Raw genomic sequence first — 18,732 nt, 5'->3', positions numbered from 1 at the left:
ATGGCAGATGCCTTCAGCGTGAAAACAAACCCTCGCATTCGGTGTCAGTTCTGCGTGCTGGTGCTCACAAAAATTCGCTCCGCTCCAGTACTCGGCCTTCCTAGACTTCAAGGGTTTTCATATCACGCTGTAAAGAAGACAAAGGGCTAAAATAATCCTATTTTAGCCCTTTGTCACAAATTTAAAGGCATCTGCTCATGGCAGATGCCTTTTCTTTTAGCTGTTAACCTTCGCAAGAATCGCATTCCAGGCTTCATCTTTTCCCTTCTTGGTTTCAGAAGAGAATAAGATTAATTCATCTGATGGGTCAATGTCGAGCGTCTGTTTGACGACTTTCGCATGTTTTTCCCATTTGCCTTTTGGAATTTTATCCGCCTTTGTTGCAATGACGATCACTGGAACTCCGTAATATTTAAGGAATTCATACATGTTCACATCTTCTGCAGATGGCTTATGACGCAGATCCACAATTTGGACGACTGCTTTTAATTCTTCGCGCATCGTAATATACGTTTCGATCATTCTACCCCAGGCTTCGCGCTCCGTTTTTGATACTTTGGCAAAGCCGTAGCCCGGAACGTCCACAAAATGGAGCAAATCATTAATAATGTAGAAATTAAGCGTCTGGGTCTTTCCTGGTTTAGAAGACGTACGTGCTAAATTTTTACGATTAATTAATGAGTTAATGAACGAGGACTTCCCAACATTTGATCGTCCAGCAAGAGCGATTTCCGGCAGTCCCCCGCTTGGATACTGCTCTGGTTTCACCGCACTAATGACGATATCTGATTTTGTTACTTTCATCTTCCCTCTCCTACTAACGCTTTCTCAAGCACCTCATCTAAATGCGAGACCGGAATAAAGGTTAGCCCTTGTCTCACACTTTCAGGAATATCATCAATATCCTTCTCGTTGTCCTTTGGAAGAATAATGGTTTTCAGTCCTGCGCGATGTGCGCCTAATGCTTTTTCTTTTAATCCGCCAATCGGAAGCACTCTTCCTCTTAACGTAATCTCTCCTGTCATGCCAACCTCTTTTGACACAGGACGTCCTGTAAGTGCTGATACAAGAGCCGTCGCAATGGTAATACCAGCTGATGGCCCGTCCTTTGGAACCGCACCCTCTGGAACATGGATATGAATATCGTGCTTTTCATTAAAATTAGGATCGATGTTCAGTTCATCTGCTTTCGAACGGATATAACTGAATGCCGCCTGCGCAGATTCTCTCATGACATCACCGAGCTTACCTGTTAACAAAAGCTTGCCTTTACCCGGCGAGAGTGATACCTCAATGGATAAGGTGTCTCCACCAACTGTGGTATACGCAAGTCCTGTGACAACGCCCACTTGATCTGTCGTTTCAGCCTGACCATAACGGTAAAGTCTTTTTCCGAGATATTCAGATAAATTCTTTTCCGTCACCGTGATGCGTTTACGGTCTTCAGCCACAATCGCTCTTGCCGCTTTTCGGCAAATCGCCGCAAGCTGACGCTCTAATCCGCGAACTCCTGCTTCTCTTGTGTAATAGCGAATCATATCGTAAATCGCTGCTTCACGAAGCTGTAAGTTCCCTTTTTTTAATCCGTGCTCCTTTAGCTGCTTCGGCAGAAGATGATCTTTCACAATCTCTGCTTTTTCAACCTCTGTATACCCTGCAATCGTGATAATCTCCATTCTATCACGAAGTGGGCCTGGAATGGTTGCTAAATTGTTGGCAGTGGCGATAAATAACACTTGAGACAAATCAAATGTCTCTTCAATATAGTGATCACTAAAGTTATGATTTTGCTCTGGATCTAACACTTCAAGCATAGCAGATGACGGGTCTCCTCTAAAGTCAGAGGACATCTTATCAATTTCATCTAAAAGGAACACCGGATTCATGGTGCCTGCCTTACTCATACCACGAATGATACGGCCTGGCATCGCACCCACATATGTTCTTCTATGGCCACGAATCTCAGATTCATCACGTACACCACCAAGAGAGATACGGATAAACTTTCGATCAAGTGACTTTGCAATGGATTTTGCAAGTGACGTTTTCCCTACTCCAGGAGGTCCTGCCAAGCAAAGAATTGGTCCTTTTAATGAATTTGTCAGCTTCTGAACAGCAAGATATTCAAGCACACGTTCTTTGACTTTTTCCAGCCCATGGTGCTCATCGTCTAAAATTTGGCTTGCAAGCTTTAAGTCTAGACGATCTTCTGTATAGATGCCCCACGGAAGATTGATCAGCCAATCAATATAATTTCGAATCACAGAGCTCTCGGCAGAGCTTGAAGGGATTTTTTCATAACGATTCAGCTCTTTTAACGCAGTCTCACGAACAGAATCCGGCATGCCGGACTCTTCGATTTTAGTCATTAATGTACTGACTTCCCCTGTTTTTCCTTCTTTGTCTCCAAGTTCTTTTTGAATGGCTTTCATTTGTTCACGCAAATAATATTCTTTTTGCGTTCGTTCCATTGAACGTTTGACGCGCTGCCCGATTTTCTTTTCAATCTCCAGTACTTCTTTTTCGTTGTGGATCAGGCTGATCACACGGTTCAGCCGTTTTTTGACATCTACTGTTTCCAGTACTTCTTGCTTGTCTTTTAATTTTAACGGCAGGTGAGAAGCGACGATATCTGCCATTCTTCCCGGTTCCTCAATATCCGTCACCGTTGCGTATGTTTCAGCTGAGATTTTTTTTGAAATTTTTATGTACTGATCAAAGTGATCTAACAAAGTGCGCATGAGTGCTTCTGCTTCTGCGTCCTTTAATTCTTCTTCTGCCAATTCTTTAATATCGACTGACGTATAGTCCTCTAGCTCCACATATGATTCGATCTGTGCTCGATTTAAGCCTTCAACGAGTACACGAATCGTTCCATTGGGCAGCTTCAGCATTTGTTTAATTTTTGTGTAGGTGCCGACTTTGAAAATTTCTTCTTCACCTGGTTCGTCTATTGAAATTTCCCGCTGTGTTGCTAGAAAAATCATATGATCGTTCATCATTGCCTGTTCTAATGCTTGAACAGACTTCTCGCGTCCAACGTCCAAATGCAAGACCATTGTTGGATAAACAAGCAAACCTCGCAATGGAAGGAGCGGAACATTCTTTTTGATTTCATCTGCCATGTTGATTGACACCTCCGTCACTAGTATGAATCATTATAATATACCTGTTTCAGTCTTGTACAATGTAAAAGACCTGAGAAATGATGATCTTATCGTAGTATACCCTTTCTTTTTACCTTGAAAAAGAAAAAAAGTTCTATTTCACTAAAAAATCCCCATATGTGATGGGGATTAAACAGATTTTCTTTTCATTTCGTCTTCTAGTCCATCTTTCTTCTCGTCTGGTGGATTCACCAAACACTGATCCAGCACCTCTTGGAAGTGCTTCACAGCCACAATGGTGACGCCTTCGATCTCTTTTAAGATCGACTGCTGGTTGTCATAAGGGATAATCACTGTTTTGGCACCAGCTTGCTTGGCTGCCTTAATCTTCGGTATGACACCACCGATCGGCTTCACCTGACCCTGCAATCCAATTTCACCCGTCATGGCGGTTAGATGATCGATCGGAATTTGATGAATGGCTGAGAAAATCGCGGTGGCCATCGCAATCCCAGCAGACGGCCCATCAATGGGAGCACCGCCTGGAAAATTAATATGGATATCATATTCATTTGTGCGTATGCCTAAGTTTCTAAGTACTGTTAATACATTTTCAACAGAGCCTTTGGCCATACTTTTTCGTCTGATGGATTTAGACTGGTTGCCAATGCTTTCCTCTTCTGCAATACCTGTAATGTTGATACTACCTTTTTCCAGCGCCTTACATATATTCACTTCAATCTCAAGCAGGGCGCCGCTATTTGGTCCATAAACGGCAAGGCCATTTACTACCCCCACTTTTGGCTTTTCCGGTACTTTTTGTTCATATCTTGGCGTCAGCTGGCTTGAATGAATGACCCATTCTACATCAGCTATCGTGATGTCTTTTCGGTTTTCAGTGATCGCCATACCAGCCGCAATCTGCACCATATTGACCGCTTCACGTCCATTTTTCACATAGGAGGTTAACAGGTTTAGCCCTTCATCACTTAATTCCTTTTGAATTTTTTGGACAGCCTTGGCAGCGACGATTTTCAGCTCATGCTGGTCAAGATCTTTAAAGAATATTTCCAAACATCTTGATCTAATCGCTGGCGGAATTTCGTCCGGCGTTCTTGTGGTGGCACCAATCAATCGAAAATCAGCCGGCAGCCCATTTTGAAAAATATCATGAATGTGATTTGGGATTTGGGTATTTTCTTCACTGTAGTAGGCACTGTCTAGAAACACTTTCCGATCCTCAAGCACTTTCAGCATTTTGTTCATTTGGATCGGGTGCAGCTCGCCAATTTCATCTATAAACAAAACCCCACCATGAGCATGCGTGACTGCTCCTTGTTTTGGCTGCGGAATGCCTGCCTGTCCCATTGCCCCTGCCCCTTGGTAAATCGGATCATGCACGGAACCAATTAAGGGGTCTGCAATGCCTCGTTCATCGAATCTTGCTGTTGTGGCATCAAGCTCTACAAACACTGCATCTTTCTTAAACGGAGAATCAGCGTGACGCTTTGCTTCTTCCATAACAAGACGAGCAGCGGCTGTTTTTCCAACACCCGGTGGTCCGTAGACAATGACATGCTGCGGGTTAGGTCCGCATAGTGCCGCTTTTAATGCACGAATGCCGTCTTCTTGTCCTACAATATCTTGAAACCCCTTTGGCCGGACTCTCTCTGATAAAGGTTCACTCAACTTGATCGATCGCATCTTTCTGAGTGCTTCCATTTCTTTTTTTGATTCTTTGTCTATCGTCACCTTTTGTGTGCGCTGATTTTTCAGTAAGTTCCAAAAGTACAGCCCGATGACGATACCGAAGAACAACTGTATGAATAGTACGATTCCTGTCCAGCTCAATCGGTGCTCCCTCCTTCATCTATCGTATGTATTGGTTTCTGTCTGCTAGTATTTCCTAGAGCTGGACGGAATAAACACGTCTTCCACGATAAATAAAAAACTCCTGAATCAAAAAGATTCAGGAGTGATCACTTCTCTTATGCAGATGTTTTTGTATCTTTATTAACGACTGTGCCGTCCTTTAACACAAGACGCGGCGGTTCACCGTCAGCAACCGTTTCACCAGTGATGACACATTTTTCAATATCATCACGAGATGGAAGGTCAAACATCACATCAAGCATGATGCCTTCAATGATGGAACGAAGACCACGAGCTCCTGTTTTACGCTCAATTGCTTTTTTCGCAATCTCGCTGAGAGCATCTTCTTCGAACTCAAGCTCCACATCGTCAAGCTCAAGCATTTTTGTATACTGCTTAACTAACGCATTTTTAGGCTTCGTCAAGATTTCAACAAGTGCTTTTTCATCTAATGGCTCTAAGCTTGCAATAACCGGTAGACGACCGATGAATTCTGGAATTAAACCGAAGCGAAGCAAGTCTTCCGGCAGTACTTTTGATAGAAGGACTTCTTTTTCAAGATCTTCGATTTTATTATCCGCACCGAATCCAATGACTTTTTGGCCTAGGCGGCGTTTGATGATTTGCTCAATGCCGTCAAAGGCTCCCCCACAAATGAAGAGGATATTTGTCGTATCAATTTGAATGAATTCTTGATGAGGATGCTTACGTCCACCTTGAGGCGGTACGCTAGCAACTGTTCCTTCAAGAATTTTCAAAAGGGCTTGCTGTACACCTTCCCCAGATACATCACGAGTGATAGAAGGGTTTTCTGATTTTCTTGCTACTTTATCGATCTCATCGATGTAGATAATGCCTTTTTCCGCTTTTTCTACATCATAATCCGCTGCTTGGATCAGCTTTAGTAAAATATTCTCTACGTCTTCACCAACATAACCTGCTTCAGTTAATGATGTTGCATCTGCAATTGCAAATGGAACATTTAAAATACGAGCAAGCGTTTGAGCAAGTAATGTTTTACCGCTCCCTGTTGGTCCAATCATAGAAATATTACTTTTCGAAAGCTCCACATCATCAATCTTGCTGTTGGAATTGATCCGTTTATAGTGGTTATAGACCGCTACAGCTAAGGATTTCTTCGCATTCTCTTGTCCGATGACATACTCATCAAGAATCTCCCGAATTTCATGAGGCTTCGGAACATCCTTGAATTCAACTTCTTCCTCAGTACCGAGCTCTTCTTCAACTATTTCCGTGCAAAGCTCGATACATTCATCACATATATATACGCCAGGTCCTGCGACCAGTTTACGCACTTGATCTTGCGTTTTTCCGCAAAACGAGCATTTTAATTGACCTTTTTCCTCGTTGAATTTAAACATTCTTTCACCCCTTATTCTTCTTCACTTGCCTGTAGCCAACAGTCAGCTACCTTTCTGGGTCCAGTATGTATGCATTTTACCATACTTTCCTAAAAGACGGTATTGATGTGTTTGTAACACTGCACATTGAGATATGTATGACAGAAAGATGCGACTTACACTATCGTTTCCAAAAGAAGCGATGATAAGTCAAAAATTGTACAAAACAAGGCACGAGTCACTCGCGCCCTGTTTTATTATTATGCACCATATTAACGGTTTTCTACAAGAAAATCAATTGCTTTGCGAACTTTTAGATCTTCTTTCATTGCTTCAGTAGATCCAATCGCTTGTTTGATATTTTCAACTGGCATGTTGTATGCTTCAGCCATTTTTGAAAGTTCTTCTTCCACTTCTTCGTCAGACACTTGTAAGTCTTCTGCAGCAGCAATTGCTTCAAGTGTTAGGTTAGATTTCACGCGTTTAGCAGCATCTTCTTTCATTTGCTCTTTAAGCGCATCTTCATCTTGACCAGAGAATTGGAAGTAAAGCTCAAGGTTCATCCCTTGCATTTGAAGACGTTGTTCGAATTCTTTCATCATGCGATCTAGCTCTGTGTCAACCATCGCTTGTGGAACGTCAACTTCCGCATTTTCAGAAGCTTTCGCTACTAGCTCTTCACGAAGTTTTCCTTCTGCTTCGTTTTCTTTTGCTTCTTCAAGACGTTTCTTTGTTTTTTCAGTTAATTCAGCAAGAGTTTCTACTTCTTCATCAACATCTTTAGCGAACTCATCGTCAAGTGCTGGAAGTTCTTTTGCTTTGATTTCATGAATTTTCACTTTGAATACAGCTGGTTTACCTGCAAGGTCTTCAGCATGGTATTCTTCTGGGAATGTCACTTCTACGTCTTTTTCAGCGCCAGCTTCAAGACCAACTAATTGCTCTTCGAAACCAGGGATGAATGAACCAGAACCTATTTCAAGAGAGTAGTTCTCAGCTTTTCCGCCTTCGAATGCTTCTCCATCAACGAATCCTTCGAAATCAAGAACAACTGTATCGCCGTTTTCGATTGCGCCTTCTTCTTTGACAACAAGCTCAGCTTGACGGTTTTGAAGTGCTTTTAGCTCTTCTTGTACATCTTCATCAGTGACAGTTGTATCGTCTTTTTCTACGTTAAGACCTTTGTAGTCACCAAGTTTTACTTCAGGCTTCACTGTTACTTTTGCAGTGAAGATTAAGCTTTCGCCTTTTTCGATTTTCTCAACATCGATTTCAGGGCGGTCAACTGGCTCGATACCAGCTTCGTCGATTGCTTTTGGATATTCAACTGGAAGAAGAATATCTAATGCATCTTGATAAAGAGATTCTACACCAAAACGTTGCTCGAAAAGACCACGTGGTACTTTCCCTTTACGGAATCCAGGGATAGATACTTGCTTGACAACTTTCTTAAATGCATCATCAAGTGCTTTGTTAAATGTTTCAGCGTCAACTTCTACAGTTAAGACACCTTCGTTACCTTCTTGTTTTTCCCATTTTACTGACATGTGTGTTTCCCTCCAAAAATCTATTCAGATTGTGCGTTGTTACATTCTAAAGCATCATAAAGACTTCGTCCAATCAAAAACCACGCACTCTGCTAAAGAAGCGGTATTATGTATACAACATTTGACTTGATTATACATATCGTCTTTCAACCGTTGGAATCTTACAACTGCACTATATATGCACAAATACAACCATTATATTATAACATAACAAGTCCGTCTTTCAACTAAATCGACAAATTACAAATAAGAAATTTCTTCAATATCTTTCAGCATTGTGCAAGCTTCTCTCAGCTCTCGTTCGTTAAAATCATACAATAGATGCAATTCTTCGAGGTCAATCTCAATCCCATGCATTTCATAGCCGACTTTATGAAGAGCCGCAGCCCAAAGATTCGGATCTGTGTATTTAGGAAGAAATGGATAAAGCACAAATAAGTGCCGGCGCCATAACTCTTCCACGCCTTGGTAAAGGGTTGGGTTCTCATTGCCGAGCGTATCATCCAGTATACGCAGTACTTGCTGAAGAAGCGGCATCTGCTCTGGCTTCACGGCCTCAGAAGGCACAAGCGTTAAAGAATCTCCGAATTTCGTCACATGAACCGGCTTTGCCACATCATGATCTGACAGAAGCTGCAAGATCAAGGATTTGACCAAAGGGTTTCCATCCGGTTTTTGTAAGATCGTATTTAATAGACCCATATGCGGTGTAATATTCCGGTCCTTCAATGAATGGATGAACTGTACCTGCTCTTCTGGCAGCTCCAGTATATCATCTATATTGATTTCACCGCTATCACTCTCGTCTTCGTCTAAGATCTCTTCAGGCGATTCAATCATCTTTCTGCTAAATTCGAGCAGCTTGTAAAAATGCTCCGCGCTTTCTGCTGGAAGGTGGTTCTCCTCAAGTACAGCCTCAATTGTCTGTTTGACTTCCTCGTATTCTTTCAGCTGAATTAAGATGGTCATATACACTTGAAGCACGGTGAAATAGTGACCATACCCTTCATTTAACATCTTTTCACAAACACGCTTTGCATCCTGCAGCTCACCCAGCTCTAGAAAACAAATCGCCATACCGAGGTGAATATCGGATTCTTCATCGTCATCATAAGATTTCGCTTCTGAAAATAACTGAAGCGCCTCTTGATACTGTTTATCTTTTAATGCTGCCATTCCTTTTTCAATCAGTCTTTCTTTCAGACCAGGAAACAAAATGACATTATCTTTCTTCTTGTCATGTTTCATGCTTACGTTCCTTTCGGGCGCATATTTTTTATCAGTTTACCAACGAAGGTTAGTAAACACAAGTAACGAGAGGTTTTCATGCAAAAAAGAAGCCGTCACACCTCGGGCGGACGGCTTCTCGTTGTTTATGCACGCAGCCAACTGCTGCGCTTTTCTTCAAATGCCTGAATGTCATCTTCTAATAATAATGTTAATGAGATCTCATCATAGCCATTCAGGAGCATTTCTCTCCAGTGAGGGTCTACTTCAAAAGGGGTTATATTCCCTTCATGGTCTTGAATCTGCTGTTTTTCTAGATCAACCGTCATCTCATACCCATTGTACTCATATGATGCTGCGAATGTTTTCCACACATCATAATCAAGACGAATCGGAAGCATCCCATTTTTAAAGCAGTTTTGATGAAAAATATCTGCAAATGATGGCGCAATGACAATTTTGAAACCGTAATCATCAAGTGCCCAAGGTGCATGTTCCCTAGATGATCCGCAGCCGAAGTTTTCTCCTGCGATCAAAATGGATGCTCCTTCATAAATTGGCTGATTCAGCTCAAAATCAGGATTTGGGCTGCCATCGGCTAAAAACCGCCAGTCAAAAAAGGCAAACCGGCCATATCCTGTTCGTTCTATTCTTTTCAAAAATTGCTTCGGAATAATTTGATCTGTATCTACATTTATACGGTTAAGCACAGCGGCTTTTCCTTTATGAGTGACTAAAGGCTCCATCTATGACAACTCCTTACACGACTGTTTTCTCTTGATTAAACTTCCTGACATCGACAAATCGGCCATGTATTGCAGCCATTGCAGCCATTGCCGGGCTGACAAGATGCGTTCTTGCACCCTTCCCTTGACGCCCCTCAAAGTTACGGTTTGACGTGGACGCGCAGCGTTCGCCTTCTGGCACCACATCATTATTCATACTGAGGCACATACTGCAGCCAGATTCTCTCCATTCAAAGCCTGCTTCAAGGAAAATTTCATGAAGACCTTCTTCTTCTGCTTGCAGTTTGACACTTTGAGAGCCAGGCACCACAATCGCTCTGACATGATCGGCTACTTTTTGCCCTTCAATCATAGAAGCTGCTTGGCGTAAATCAGTCATTCTTGAGTTCGTACATGAGCCGATAAAGACATGCTCGATCGTAATGTCTTCAATACGCTGATGCGGATGAACACCCATGTACTCGTAAGCTCGGAGCGCTTCTTTTTGATCATCTTCTTGTGCAAAATCCTCAGGCCCTGGGATCGATGCATCCACAGGCAACACCATTCCTGGGTTAATTCCCCACGTGACCATTGGTGAAATCTCATTTCCATCTAACACAATGGTTTTATCATAAGTTGCACCCGGATCTGTTCTAAGCTCTTTCCATTCTTCAATGGCTGCTTCGAAATCTTCGCCCTGCGGTGCATATTTGCGTCCGCGGCAATATTCAAACGTCACTTCGTCAGGTGCAATCAACCCTGCTCTTGCGCCTGCTTCAATCGACATATTACAAACGGTCATCCGCTCATCCATCGTCATGTTTCTGAATACTTCCCCAGTGTATTCAATGACATAACCTGAACCGAACTTCACGCCGTGTGCACCAATGACTGCTAAAATGACATCTTTGGCAGTTACCCCTTTTTGCAGCTTTCCGTCTACTCGAATTTCTAAAGTTTTCGGACGCTGCTGCCAAAGTGTTTGTGTGGAAAGCACATGTTCAACCTCACTTGTACCGATCCCAAAGGCAAGTGCCCCAAACGCGCCATGAGTTGATGTATGACTATCTCCACAAACGATTGTTTTCCCCGGAAGTGTCAAACCAAGCTCTGGTCCAACGACATGGACAATTCCTTGGTCTACACTGTGAAGGTCAGCTAGACGGACACCAAATTCAGCACAGTTGCGCTCTAGAGCACTCACCTGCTTTTTAGCAATCTCATCTTTGATCACAAATCGATTCACAGTCGGGATGTTGTGATCCATCGTCGCAAACGTGTTTTGAGGTCTTCTCACCTTGCGTCCTTTTTGTCTTAATCCTTCAAATGCTTGAGGCGATGTCACTTCATGCACCAAGTGCAGATCAATATACAAAAGGTCTGGTTTTCCCTCGCCGCTTTTGACAACATGCTGATCCCATATTTTTTCGATGATTGTTCGAGGCATAACCCTTTTCCTCCCTCTACCTAATTCAAAAAGATTTCTATTTATACAATTGTTTTCGCACGTTGTTTAAGTGCGTCTACAACTGCTGTGGTGATATCGTCAGTCGTTCGATATGTTCCCTCTTTTGCTGCTAAATCCTTTGTGCGTTTGCCAGAGGCAAGAACAGCTTCCACGGCTTCTTCTATTGCAGCCGCTTCATCTTCTAATGCAAAAGATGTTCTAAGCAAGCTTGCTGCTGACAAAATGGTTGCCAGAGGGTTTGCGACGTTTTGCCCCGCAATATCGGGTGCTGAACCATGAATCGGCTCATATAAATGGAGGCCTGTGCTTGACAGACTAGCAGATGGCAGCATACCGAGTGAACCAGTAATCATAGAAGCCTCGTCACTTAAAATGTCGCCAAACATATTCTCTGTCACAATGACATCAAATTGAGCGGGCTTATAAATCAGCTGCATGGCGGCATTATCAACAAGCATGTGCTCATATGCAACTTCTGGATATTGGGATGCAACTTCTTCTACCGCATCTCGCCATAGTTTACTAGAAGCAAGAACATTTGCTTTATCCACAGACGTGACCTTTTTTCTTCTAGTTAACGCCATGTCAAACGCTTCTTTTAAGACGCGGACAATCTCTTCCTTTGTATAAAGGAGTGTATCAACAGCAGCTTCTTTTCCTTCATCATCCGTATAGCGCTCGCTTGGTTCACCAAAATAGAGGCCTCCTGTTAATTCACGAACGATGACGAAATCTACTCCGCTAATGTGATCTTGTTTTAACGGTGAAGCCTCGCTTAAGCTATCGAACACTTTGACAGGACGGATGTTTGCAAATAAGTCCAACTGTTTACGAATGGCGAGCAAGCCTTTTTCAGGGCGAAGTTCTGGCGGGTTTTGATCCCACTTTGGTCCACCAACTGCTCCTAATAAAATCGCATCTGCGCTTTTGCACAGATCTACTGTTTCCTTTGGGAGCGGGTTGTTTTTTTCATCTATCGCTATACCGCCAATGAGCGCAGTTTCGAATTCGAATTCGTGTTGAAATTGAGCCGCTGTTTCTTGCAAGACAGCGACTGCTGATGCTACGACTTCCGGTCCGATTCCATCGCCGGGCAAAAGTGCAATTTTCTTTTTCATGAGAACCTTCCTCCTTTCCTATGAGATCGCGTGATGTTTCTCAATTTCAATCAAATTTGATTTAAAGATTAAATGCCTGTTCACTGCATTGACGTACGCTTTAGCCGATGCTTCTAGCACATCTTGCGCCACACCGCGGCCTGCTGTTTCTTTTCCTTCTATTGAAACAGTGACATATACTTCTGCTAGCGCGTCTCTGCCTTTTCCATTTGATTGAATACGATAGTCTAGCAAATGAATTCTTTCCTCCATACAGCGCTCAAGCGTGTTGTACACAGCTTCTACACTACCTGCACCTGTAGCTGCTTCTTGAATCACTTCCTGCGTTTCCTGATTTTTAAGAGAAACCGTTGCTGTTGGCATTTGTTCTGTACCATAATGTACTTGAAGGCTTTCAAATTCGTAGCCAATTTTTCGGTCTGCTACTTTTTCTTCTAATATGATAGAAATCAAATCATCATCTGTGATTTCTTTCTTCTTCTCCGTCAAGTTCTTGAACGTTTCGAAGAACTTATTGATTTCTTCTTCCATTAGTTTAAAACCAAGTGTTTTCATGCGGTCTTTAAACGCATGTCTTCCGGAGTGTTTTCCAAGGACAAGCACATCTGTTGTCACGCCAACAAGCTCTGGAGAAATAATTTCATAGGTTGTTTTTTCTTTGAGGAAACCATCTTGGTGAATACCTGATTCATGTGCAAAAGCGTTGTTTCCAACGACTGCTTTATTGCGCGGTACAATCATACCCGAGTATTTGCTCACTACATCACTTGTACGCTTAATTTCATTCAATTGAATTGTTGATTCGACCTGATAAAAGTCTTTTCGAATATGAAGAGCCACTGCAATTTCTTCTAAAGCAGCATTCCCAGCTCGCTCTCCGATACCGTTGACTGCTGTTTCAATTTGATCTGCTCCATTTTCGATTGCTGCAAGTGAGTTTGCCACAGCCATGCCAAGGTCATCATGACAGTGTGCTGACAAATTCACGCGATCGATATTTGGAACGTGTTCCTTCATATATTTAAAGATATTTCCGTACTCTTTTGGCGCTAGGTACCCAACTGTATCAGGTAAGTTAATTACACTTGCCCCAGCGTCAATGACTTTCTCTACAATTTCCGCTAAGAAAGCAAGATCTGTACGGCACGCATCTTCTGCTGACCACTGGACAACCGGGAAGCGTTCTTTTGCGTATTTCACCATTGAGACAGCCTGTTCTACGACTTCCTCACGTGTTTTCTTTAGTTTATGCTTCAGGTGAATATCAGAAGTAGCAATAAAGACATGAATTCTTGGTTGAGCCCCATCTTTTAATGCTTCCCACGCAGCATCAATATCACCTTTCACACAACGTGCAAGCCCTGCAACTGAACAGTTTTTGATTGTTCTTGCAATCTCTTGTACGCCTAAGAAATCCCCTCGGGATGAAGCGGGAAAACCCGCTTCAATGATATTAACCCCAAGGCGCTCAAGCTGCTTTGCAATGATTAGCTTTTCTTGTGCATTTAAGTTCACTCCTGGTGATTGCTCTCCATCTCGAAGTGTTGTGTCAAAAAAATTAATTTTTCGCACCGACGCTCACCGCTTCCTTTTTCTTTCCTTGTTTGACGAAAGGCATCATTTCACGAAGCTTTCTTCCAACGATTTCAATTTGGTGCTCACTTTCACTTTCATTAATGGCATTGAAACGTGGACGATTCACTTGGTTTTCAACGATCCATTCTTTAGCAAATGTTCCATTTTGGATGTCGGTCAAGACTGCTTTCATTGATTCTTTTACTTTTGCATCAACAACGCGTGGTCCTGATACGAAGTCACCCCATTGTGCTGTATCAGAGATTGAATATCTCATGCCTTCTAGTCCTTCTTCATACATAAGGTCAACGATCAGTTTTAGTTCATGCAGACACTCGAAGTATGCAAGCTCTGGCTGATAACCAGCTTCTGTTAACGTTTCGAACCCTGCTTTCACTAGTGAAGTAAGACCTCCACAAAGGACTGCTTGCTCACCGAATAGGTCCGTTTCTGTTTCTTCTTTAAATGTTGTTTCAAGTACGCCTGCTCTTGCTCCGCCAATTGCTTTTGCATAAGCAAGTGCTTTGTCTTTCGCTTGACCAGATACATCTTGATAGATGGCAAATAGTGCAGGTACACCAGCGCCTTGCTCATATGTTCTTCTCACAAGATGCCCTGGACCTTTTGGTGCAACAAGATACACATCTACGTCACTTGGAGGAACAATTTGATGGAAATGGACGTTAAATCCGTGTGCGAATACAAGTGAGTTGCCAGCTTCTAATTGATCTTTGATTTCTTCGTCATATACTTTCTTTTGCTGTTCGTCTGGAAGTAATACCATCACCACATCTGCTTGTGCTGCTGCTTCTTTTACTGTGAAAACTTGATGGCCATCTTCTTGAGCTTTTGTATAAGAACCACCTTTTCTCACACCAACAATTACGTCTACGCCGCTTTCTTTTAAGTTCAGTGCGTGTGCATGACCTTGTGAACCGTAACCAATGATGGCAACCTTTTGACCATTTAATACGTTTTCTTGAATATCACCGTTATAATATACTTTTACCATTTGACTCTCTCCTTTTGTTTAGACAATTGAAATTGTTTTATTTGATTGCGGCTTTTGCTGATTATCTCTCGCAAAGGCCGTGGTGCCAGTTCTGGCGACTTCTTTAATGCCGTATGGCTTAAGTAATTCAATGAGTGCTTCAATTTTTGAAGACTCACCTGTCACCTGAATGACGACACTCTCTCTGCTCACATCTACAATAGAAGCTCTAAACGGTTCAATGACCCCTGTGATCTCCATTCTAGATGATGGTGCAGATACGACTTTTATCAAAGCCAGCTCTCGCTGAACGATTGATTGGTTTGTAATGTCTGTTACTTTGAGGACATCAATTTGTTTGTTGAGCTGTTTTGTCAGCTGTTCGATGTCTTTCTCTTGGTCTACATGGACGACGAACGTGATGCGTGATACATCTTGAATCTCAGAATGGCCGACCGTAATGCTTTCAATGTTGTAGTGTCTTTTTGTAAAAAGGCCTGTGATTCGGTTCAGTACGCCTGATCGATTTAATACAGTCAACACAATAATTCTTTTCAAGGTTTCACCCCCACCATCTCATGAAGTCCTTTCCCCGGTGCAACCATCGGGAATACTTTTTCATCTCTCGCTACATTGACATCGATGAAAACAGGTTCTCTAGAGGTTAGCGCTTCTTCAAGCTGCTTTTTCGCCTCTTCGTCTGATGAGATTCTGATTCCCTTAATGCCATAAGCTTCTGATAATTTGACGAAGTCCGGCTGCTCTGAAAATTTAGAATATGAGTAGCGTTCTTCGTAGAAAATCTCTTGCCATTGTCTTACCATTCCAAGGCTGTGATTATTGAGAACAATCACTTTGACTGGAAGGTTCAGCTCACGGATAACGGCAAGTTCTTGCAGGGTCATTTGGAAACCTCCGTCTCCTAAAATCGCCACAACCGTTGCCTCTTGATCAGCTAGCTGCGCGCCAATGGCTGCCGGTAATCCGAAGCCCATCGTGCCAAGTCCGCCAGATGTTACCCATTTATCTGCATTTTCAAATGGATAGAACTGAGCCGCCCACATTTGATGCTGACCGACATCAGTTGCCACAATGGCTTCACCTTTTGTGAATTGATGAATGTATTCAATCAGCTTTTGAGGCTTAAAGCCTTCTGCTTCGTTTTCGACGTACCAGAGTGGATATTCTGCCTTCCACTGATCTAATTGGTTTTTCCATTCGTCTGATTCCCCTTGCTTCCCGTCCTGCTTGATCAGCTCTTCAAGCACTAGCTTACTGTCTCCAACAACCGGGATATGGGTGTGAATGTTCTTGCCAATTTCTGCTGGGTCGATGTCAATATGAGCGACCTTCGCATGTTTGGCAAAATGATTGAGGTTGCCTGTTACCCTGTCATCAAATCTAGCTCCGATTGAAATGAGCAAGTCACATTGGTGAAGCGCCATGTTCGCCGCATATGTGCCGTGCATGCCAGCCATTCCTAGGAAAAGAGGATGCTTTGCCGGAAATCCGCCAAGACCAAGTAGTGTATGAGCGACCGGGATTTGCTGCTGCTCTACATACTGCCTTAATTCTTCCGACGCTTTGCCATGAAGAACGCCAGCTCCTGCTAGAATAACTGGTTTCTTTGCTCTGCTCACAGCTTCTACTAATTTGCGAATTTGCAAATAGTTCGGCTCGATTTTCGGCTGATAACCAGGTAAATCAATGGGCTGATCGTATTCAAACGTTCCTTCAATGCCCGCAACATCCTTTGGAATATCAATCAAGACTGGACCAGGTCTACCTGTTGTTGCGATGTGGAACGCCTCTTTAATGACACCCGGCAACTCTTCTGGACGTCTTACTTGGTAGCTGTGTTTTGTAATTGGCATTGTGATGCCGAGCACATCTGCTTCTTGGAAAGCATCCGATCCAATGACTGAGGTCGCCACCTGCCCTGTGAATACAACAAGAGGAAGTGAATCAATCATCGCATCTGCAATTCCTGTGACAAGGTTTGTCGCACCAGGACCTGACGTTGCAATGACAACACCCGGTTTACCAGATACTCTTGCGTACCCTTCTGCTGCGTGAATCGCTCCCTGCTCATGCCTTGGCAGGACATGAAATAAACCTGAATCGTAAATTTTATCGTAAATCGGTAAAACCGCTCCGCCAGGATAACCAAAAATGACTTCTACTTTTTCTCTTTTGAGTGCTTCAATTAACATGAGTGCACCGTTCATCGTTTGTGGTGCTTTTGATGTTTCCGTCTCCACTTGTACATTTGTCCCCATTTGATTTCCTCCTCTTTGTCTTGCTTCAGTCAAGTTCTTTCACCCTTTTCTATTCAAGATAGAGATTTGAGACCATATAAAAAAGCCTTCTCACCCCACAATGACACTACTTTTCACTAGGTCAAAGGGGCGAAAAAGCTTTGTTTTTCGCGGTACCACCCTTGTTCACGGCAAATCATTCTGCCGTCTCATGGACATCTTTCATCCATTTTGGTAACGAGTGAAGCAATGTCACTCGGTCTGCCCTACTATCATTTCAAGCAGACACTCAGAGGTGAGTTCACTTTAGAAAGTAACACCGGTTTCCAGCTAGCACCGGCTCTCTGTAGATACTGACTCTAAAGCTACTAGTCCTCTTCAACGTTTATCGATATCTATTTAGCTTGCGTGAATGTTTTCATCTGTAAAGATTACTTTTTCTCCTTCTTCAACCACTCGTTTACGGAATTGTTCAAGAAGTTTGTTTGTGTGTAACCCAGGTTTTCCTTCACCGATTGTTCGGCCGTCCACCTTTACAACGGCAATGACCTCGGCAGCGGTTCCTGTCAGAAAGACTTCTTCTGCTGTATACACATCATGTCTTGTGAATGGTTCTTCTTTCACCTCGTAGCCTAAGTCTTCTGCGATCTCCATGATGGCGTTTCGTGTGATGCCTTCAAGAGCGCCGATATAACCTGGCGGTGTATAAAGCTTGCCTTTTTTATAAATAAACACGTTGTCCGCAGAACCTTCTGCCACGTACCCTTGATCGTTCAGCATCAGCGCTTCACTCACACCGGCCATATGGGCTTCGATTCGGACAAGAATGTTATTCAAATAGTTTAATGATTTCACTTTTGGACTAAGTACATCTGGACGATTTCGCCTTGTCGGTACCGTCACAATATCAATACCTGTTTCATATAGGTGCTTTGGAAAGATGGCCAGCGGCTCTACAATGATCACTGTGTTGGCTCTCCCGCAGTTGTTAGGATCTAAACCAAGATCACCCGCACCTCTTGAGACGACAAGGCGGATATAGGCATCCTTTAGGCCGTTCCTTTCAACTGTATGAATCATTTTTTCAGTGAGTTCCTCAAGTGAATATGGAATGTTCAGCATAATGGATTTGGCGGAATCATACAGGCGATCTAAATGTTCTTTCATTCGAAAGATATTTCCGTTATACACGCGTATACCTTCGAAAACACCGTCACCATATAAGAAGCCATGATCATAAACTGAAATTTTCGCATCTTCTTTTTTCACGAGTTCATCGTTTAAAAAGATCCACTGTTCCTTTTGGTCTTCCATTTTCAGTGAGCACCCTCTCTTTCAAACAAAAAGTAGTTGAATTTTCAGACATTTTACATTGAAGTGTCTGACGCTTGTTCTCGGTGTTTGTTTAGCTTTTGTTGAACCCATCTTACGCCGCTTTCCATACAGTGTCAACAGCATTTTTAAAATTATTAGACAATTT

The 18,732-nt window shown here is 42.8% G+C and carries 14 protein-coding genes and 1 other annotated feature; all 14 genes read right to left on the bottom strand.

Translation table 11 applies throughout. The annotated features are described in order from the left end of the window. Positions 1-216: 216 nt before the first annotated feature. The 14 genes from yihA to ilvE all read right to left on the bottom strand — a co-directional run bounded on the left by yihA (position 217) and on the right by ilvE (position 18,566). A complete protein-coding gene (yihA, locus tag BA70_RS09410) occupies positions 217-804 on the bottom strand; it encodes a ribosome biogenesis GTP-binding protein YihA/YsxC (protein WP_034321207.1) in 588 nt (195 codons plus the stop codon). Continuing rightward, positions 801-3,125, bottom strand: a complete 2,325-nt coding sequence (lon, locus tag BA70_RS09405; protein WP_034321204.1) for an endopeptidase La — start codon at positions 3,123-3,125, stop codon at positions 801-803. Before lon ends, yihA begins: the two co-directional genes overlap by 4 nt. 171 nt (positions 3,126-3,296) lie before the next feature. Beyond that, positions 3,297-4,958, bottom strand: a complete 1,662-nt coding sequence (lonB, locus tag BA70_RS09400) for an ATP-dependent protease LonB (protein ID WP_034321201.1) — start codon at positions 4,956-4,958, stop codon at positions 3,297-3,299. A gap of 137 nt (positions 4,959-5,095) precedes the next feature. Further along, positions 5,096-6,361: an ATP-dependent protease ATP-binding subunit ClpX gene (clpX, locus tag BA70_RS09395; RefSeq protein WP_034321198.1), complete on the bottom strand. Its 1,266-nt coding sequence runs from the start codon at positions 6,359-6,361 to the stop codon at positions 5,096-5,098. 251 nt (positions 6,362-6,612) lie between these two features. Beyond that, a complete protein-coding gene (gene tig / locus BA70_RS09390) occupies positions 6,613-7,887 on the bottom strand; it encodes a trigger factor (protein ID WP_034321196.1) in 1,275 nt (424 codons plus the stop codon). Positions 7,888-8,127: 240 nt separating this feature from the next. Then, positions 8,128-9,135: a DNA damage checkpoint antagonist DdcA gene (gene ddcA, locus BA70_RS09385; protein WP_034321194.1), complete on the bottom strand. Its 1,008-nt coding sequence runs from the start codon at positions 9,133-9,135 to the stop codon at positions 8,128-8,130. A 125-nt stretch (positions 9,136-9,260) separates the two neighbouring features. Beyond that, positions 9,261-9,860: a 3-isopropylmalate dehydratase small subunit gene (leuD, locus tag BA70_RS09380; RefSeq protein WP_034321192.1), complete on the bottom strand. Its 600-nt coding sequence runs from the start codon at positions 9,858-9,860 to the stop codon at positions 9,261-9,263. Positions 9,861-9,873: 13 nt separating this feature from the next. Further along, entirely contained in the window at positions 9,874-11,289 is a 1,416-nt protein-coding gene (leuC, locus tag BA70_RS09375; protein ID WP_034321188.1) for a 3-isopropylmalate dehydratase large subunit, read from the bottom strand. A 41-nt stretch (positions 11,290-11,330) separates the two neighbouring features. Continuing rightward, positions 11,331-12,428: a 3-isopropylmalate dehydrogenase gene (gene leuB, locus BA70_RS09370; RefSeq protein WP_034321185.1), complete on the bottom strand. Its 1,098-nt coding sequence runs from the start codon at positions 12,426-12,428 to the stop codon at positions 11,331-11,333. Positions 12,429-12,446: 18 nt separating this feature from the next. After that, positions 12,447-14,000 carry a 2-isopropylmalate synthase gene (locus BA70_RS09365; RefSeq protein ID WP_034321182.1) on the bottom strand — a complete coding sequence of 518 codons (1,554 nt, stop codon included), beginning with the start codon at positions 13,998-14,000 and terminating at the stop codon, positions 12,447-12,449. Continuing rightward, positions 13,987-15,015, bottom strand: a complete 1,029-nt coding sequence (gene ilvC / locus BA70_RS09360; protein ID WP_034321178.1) for a ketol-acid reductoisomerase — start codon at positions 15,013-15,015, stop codon at positions 13,987-13,989. Before ilvC ends, BA70_RS09365 begins: the two co-directional genes overlap by 14 nt. Before the next feature lie 18 nt (positions 15,016-15,033). Continuing rightward, a complete protein-coding gene (gene ilvN, locus BA70_RS09355; protein ID WP_034321175.1) occupies positions 15,034-15,552 on the bottom strand; it encodes an acetolactate synthase small subunit in 519 nt (172 codons plus the stop codon). After that, positions 15,549-17,273 (bottom strand): acetolactate synthase large subunit, encoded by a 1,725-nt coding sequence (gene ilvB / locus BA70_RS09350; protein WP_034321172.1) that lies wholly within the window; start codon positions 17,271-17,273, stop codon positions 15,549-15,551. The genes ilvN and ilvB overlap by 4 nt, the downstream gene beginning before the upstream one ends. A 122-nt stretch (positions 17,274-17,395) precedes the next feature. After that, positions 17,396-17,643 (bottom strand) — a binding site (T-box leader). 8 nt (positions 17,644-17,651) lie between these two features. After that, positions 17,652-18,566, bottom strand: coding sequence for a branched-chain-amino-acid transaminase (gene ilvE / locus BA70_RS09345; RefSeq protein ID WP_034321170.1), 915 nt, complete (start codon positions 18,564-18,566; stop codon positions 17,652-17,654). Positions 18,567-18,732: the final 166 nt, after the last annotated feature.

It is taken from the genome of Bacillus zhangzhouensis (assembly GCF_000715205.1).
GTDB classification, from domain to species: Bacteria; Bacillota; Bacilli; order Bacillales; family Bacillaceae; genus Bacillus; species Bacillus zhangzhouensis.
Note: the sequence above shows the minus strand (reverse complement) of the source record. Positions and strands in the feature narration are given on the sequence as shown.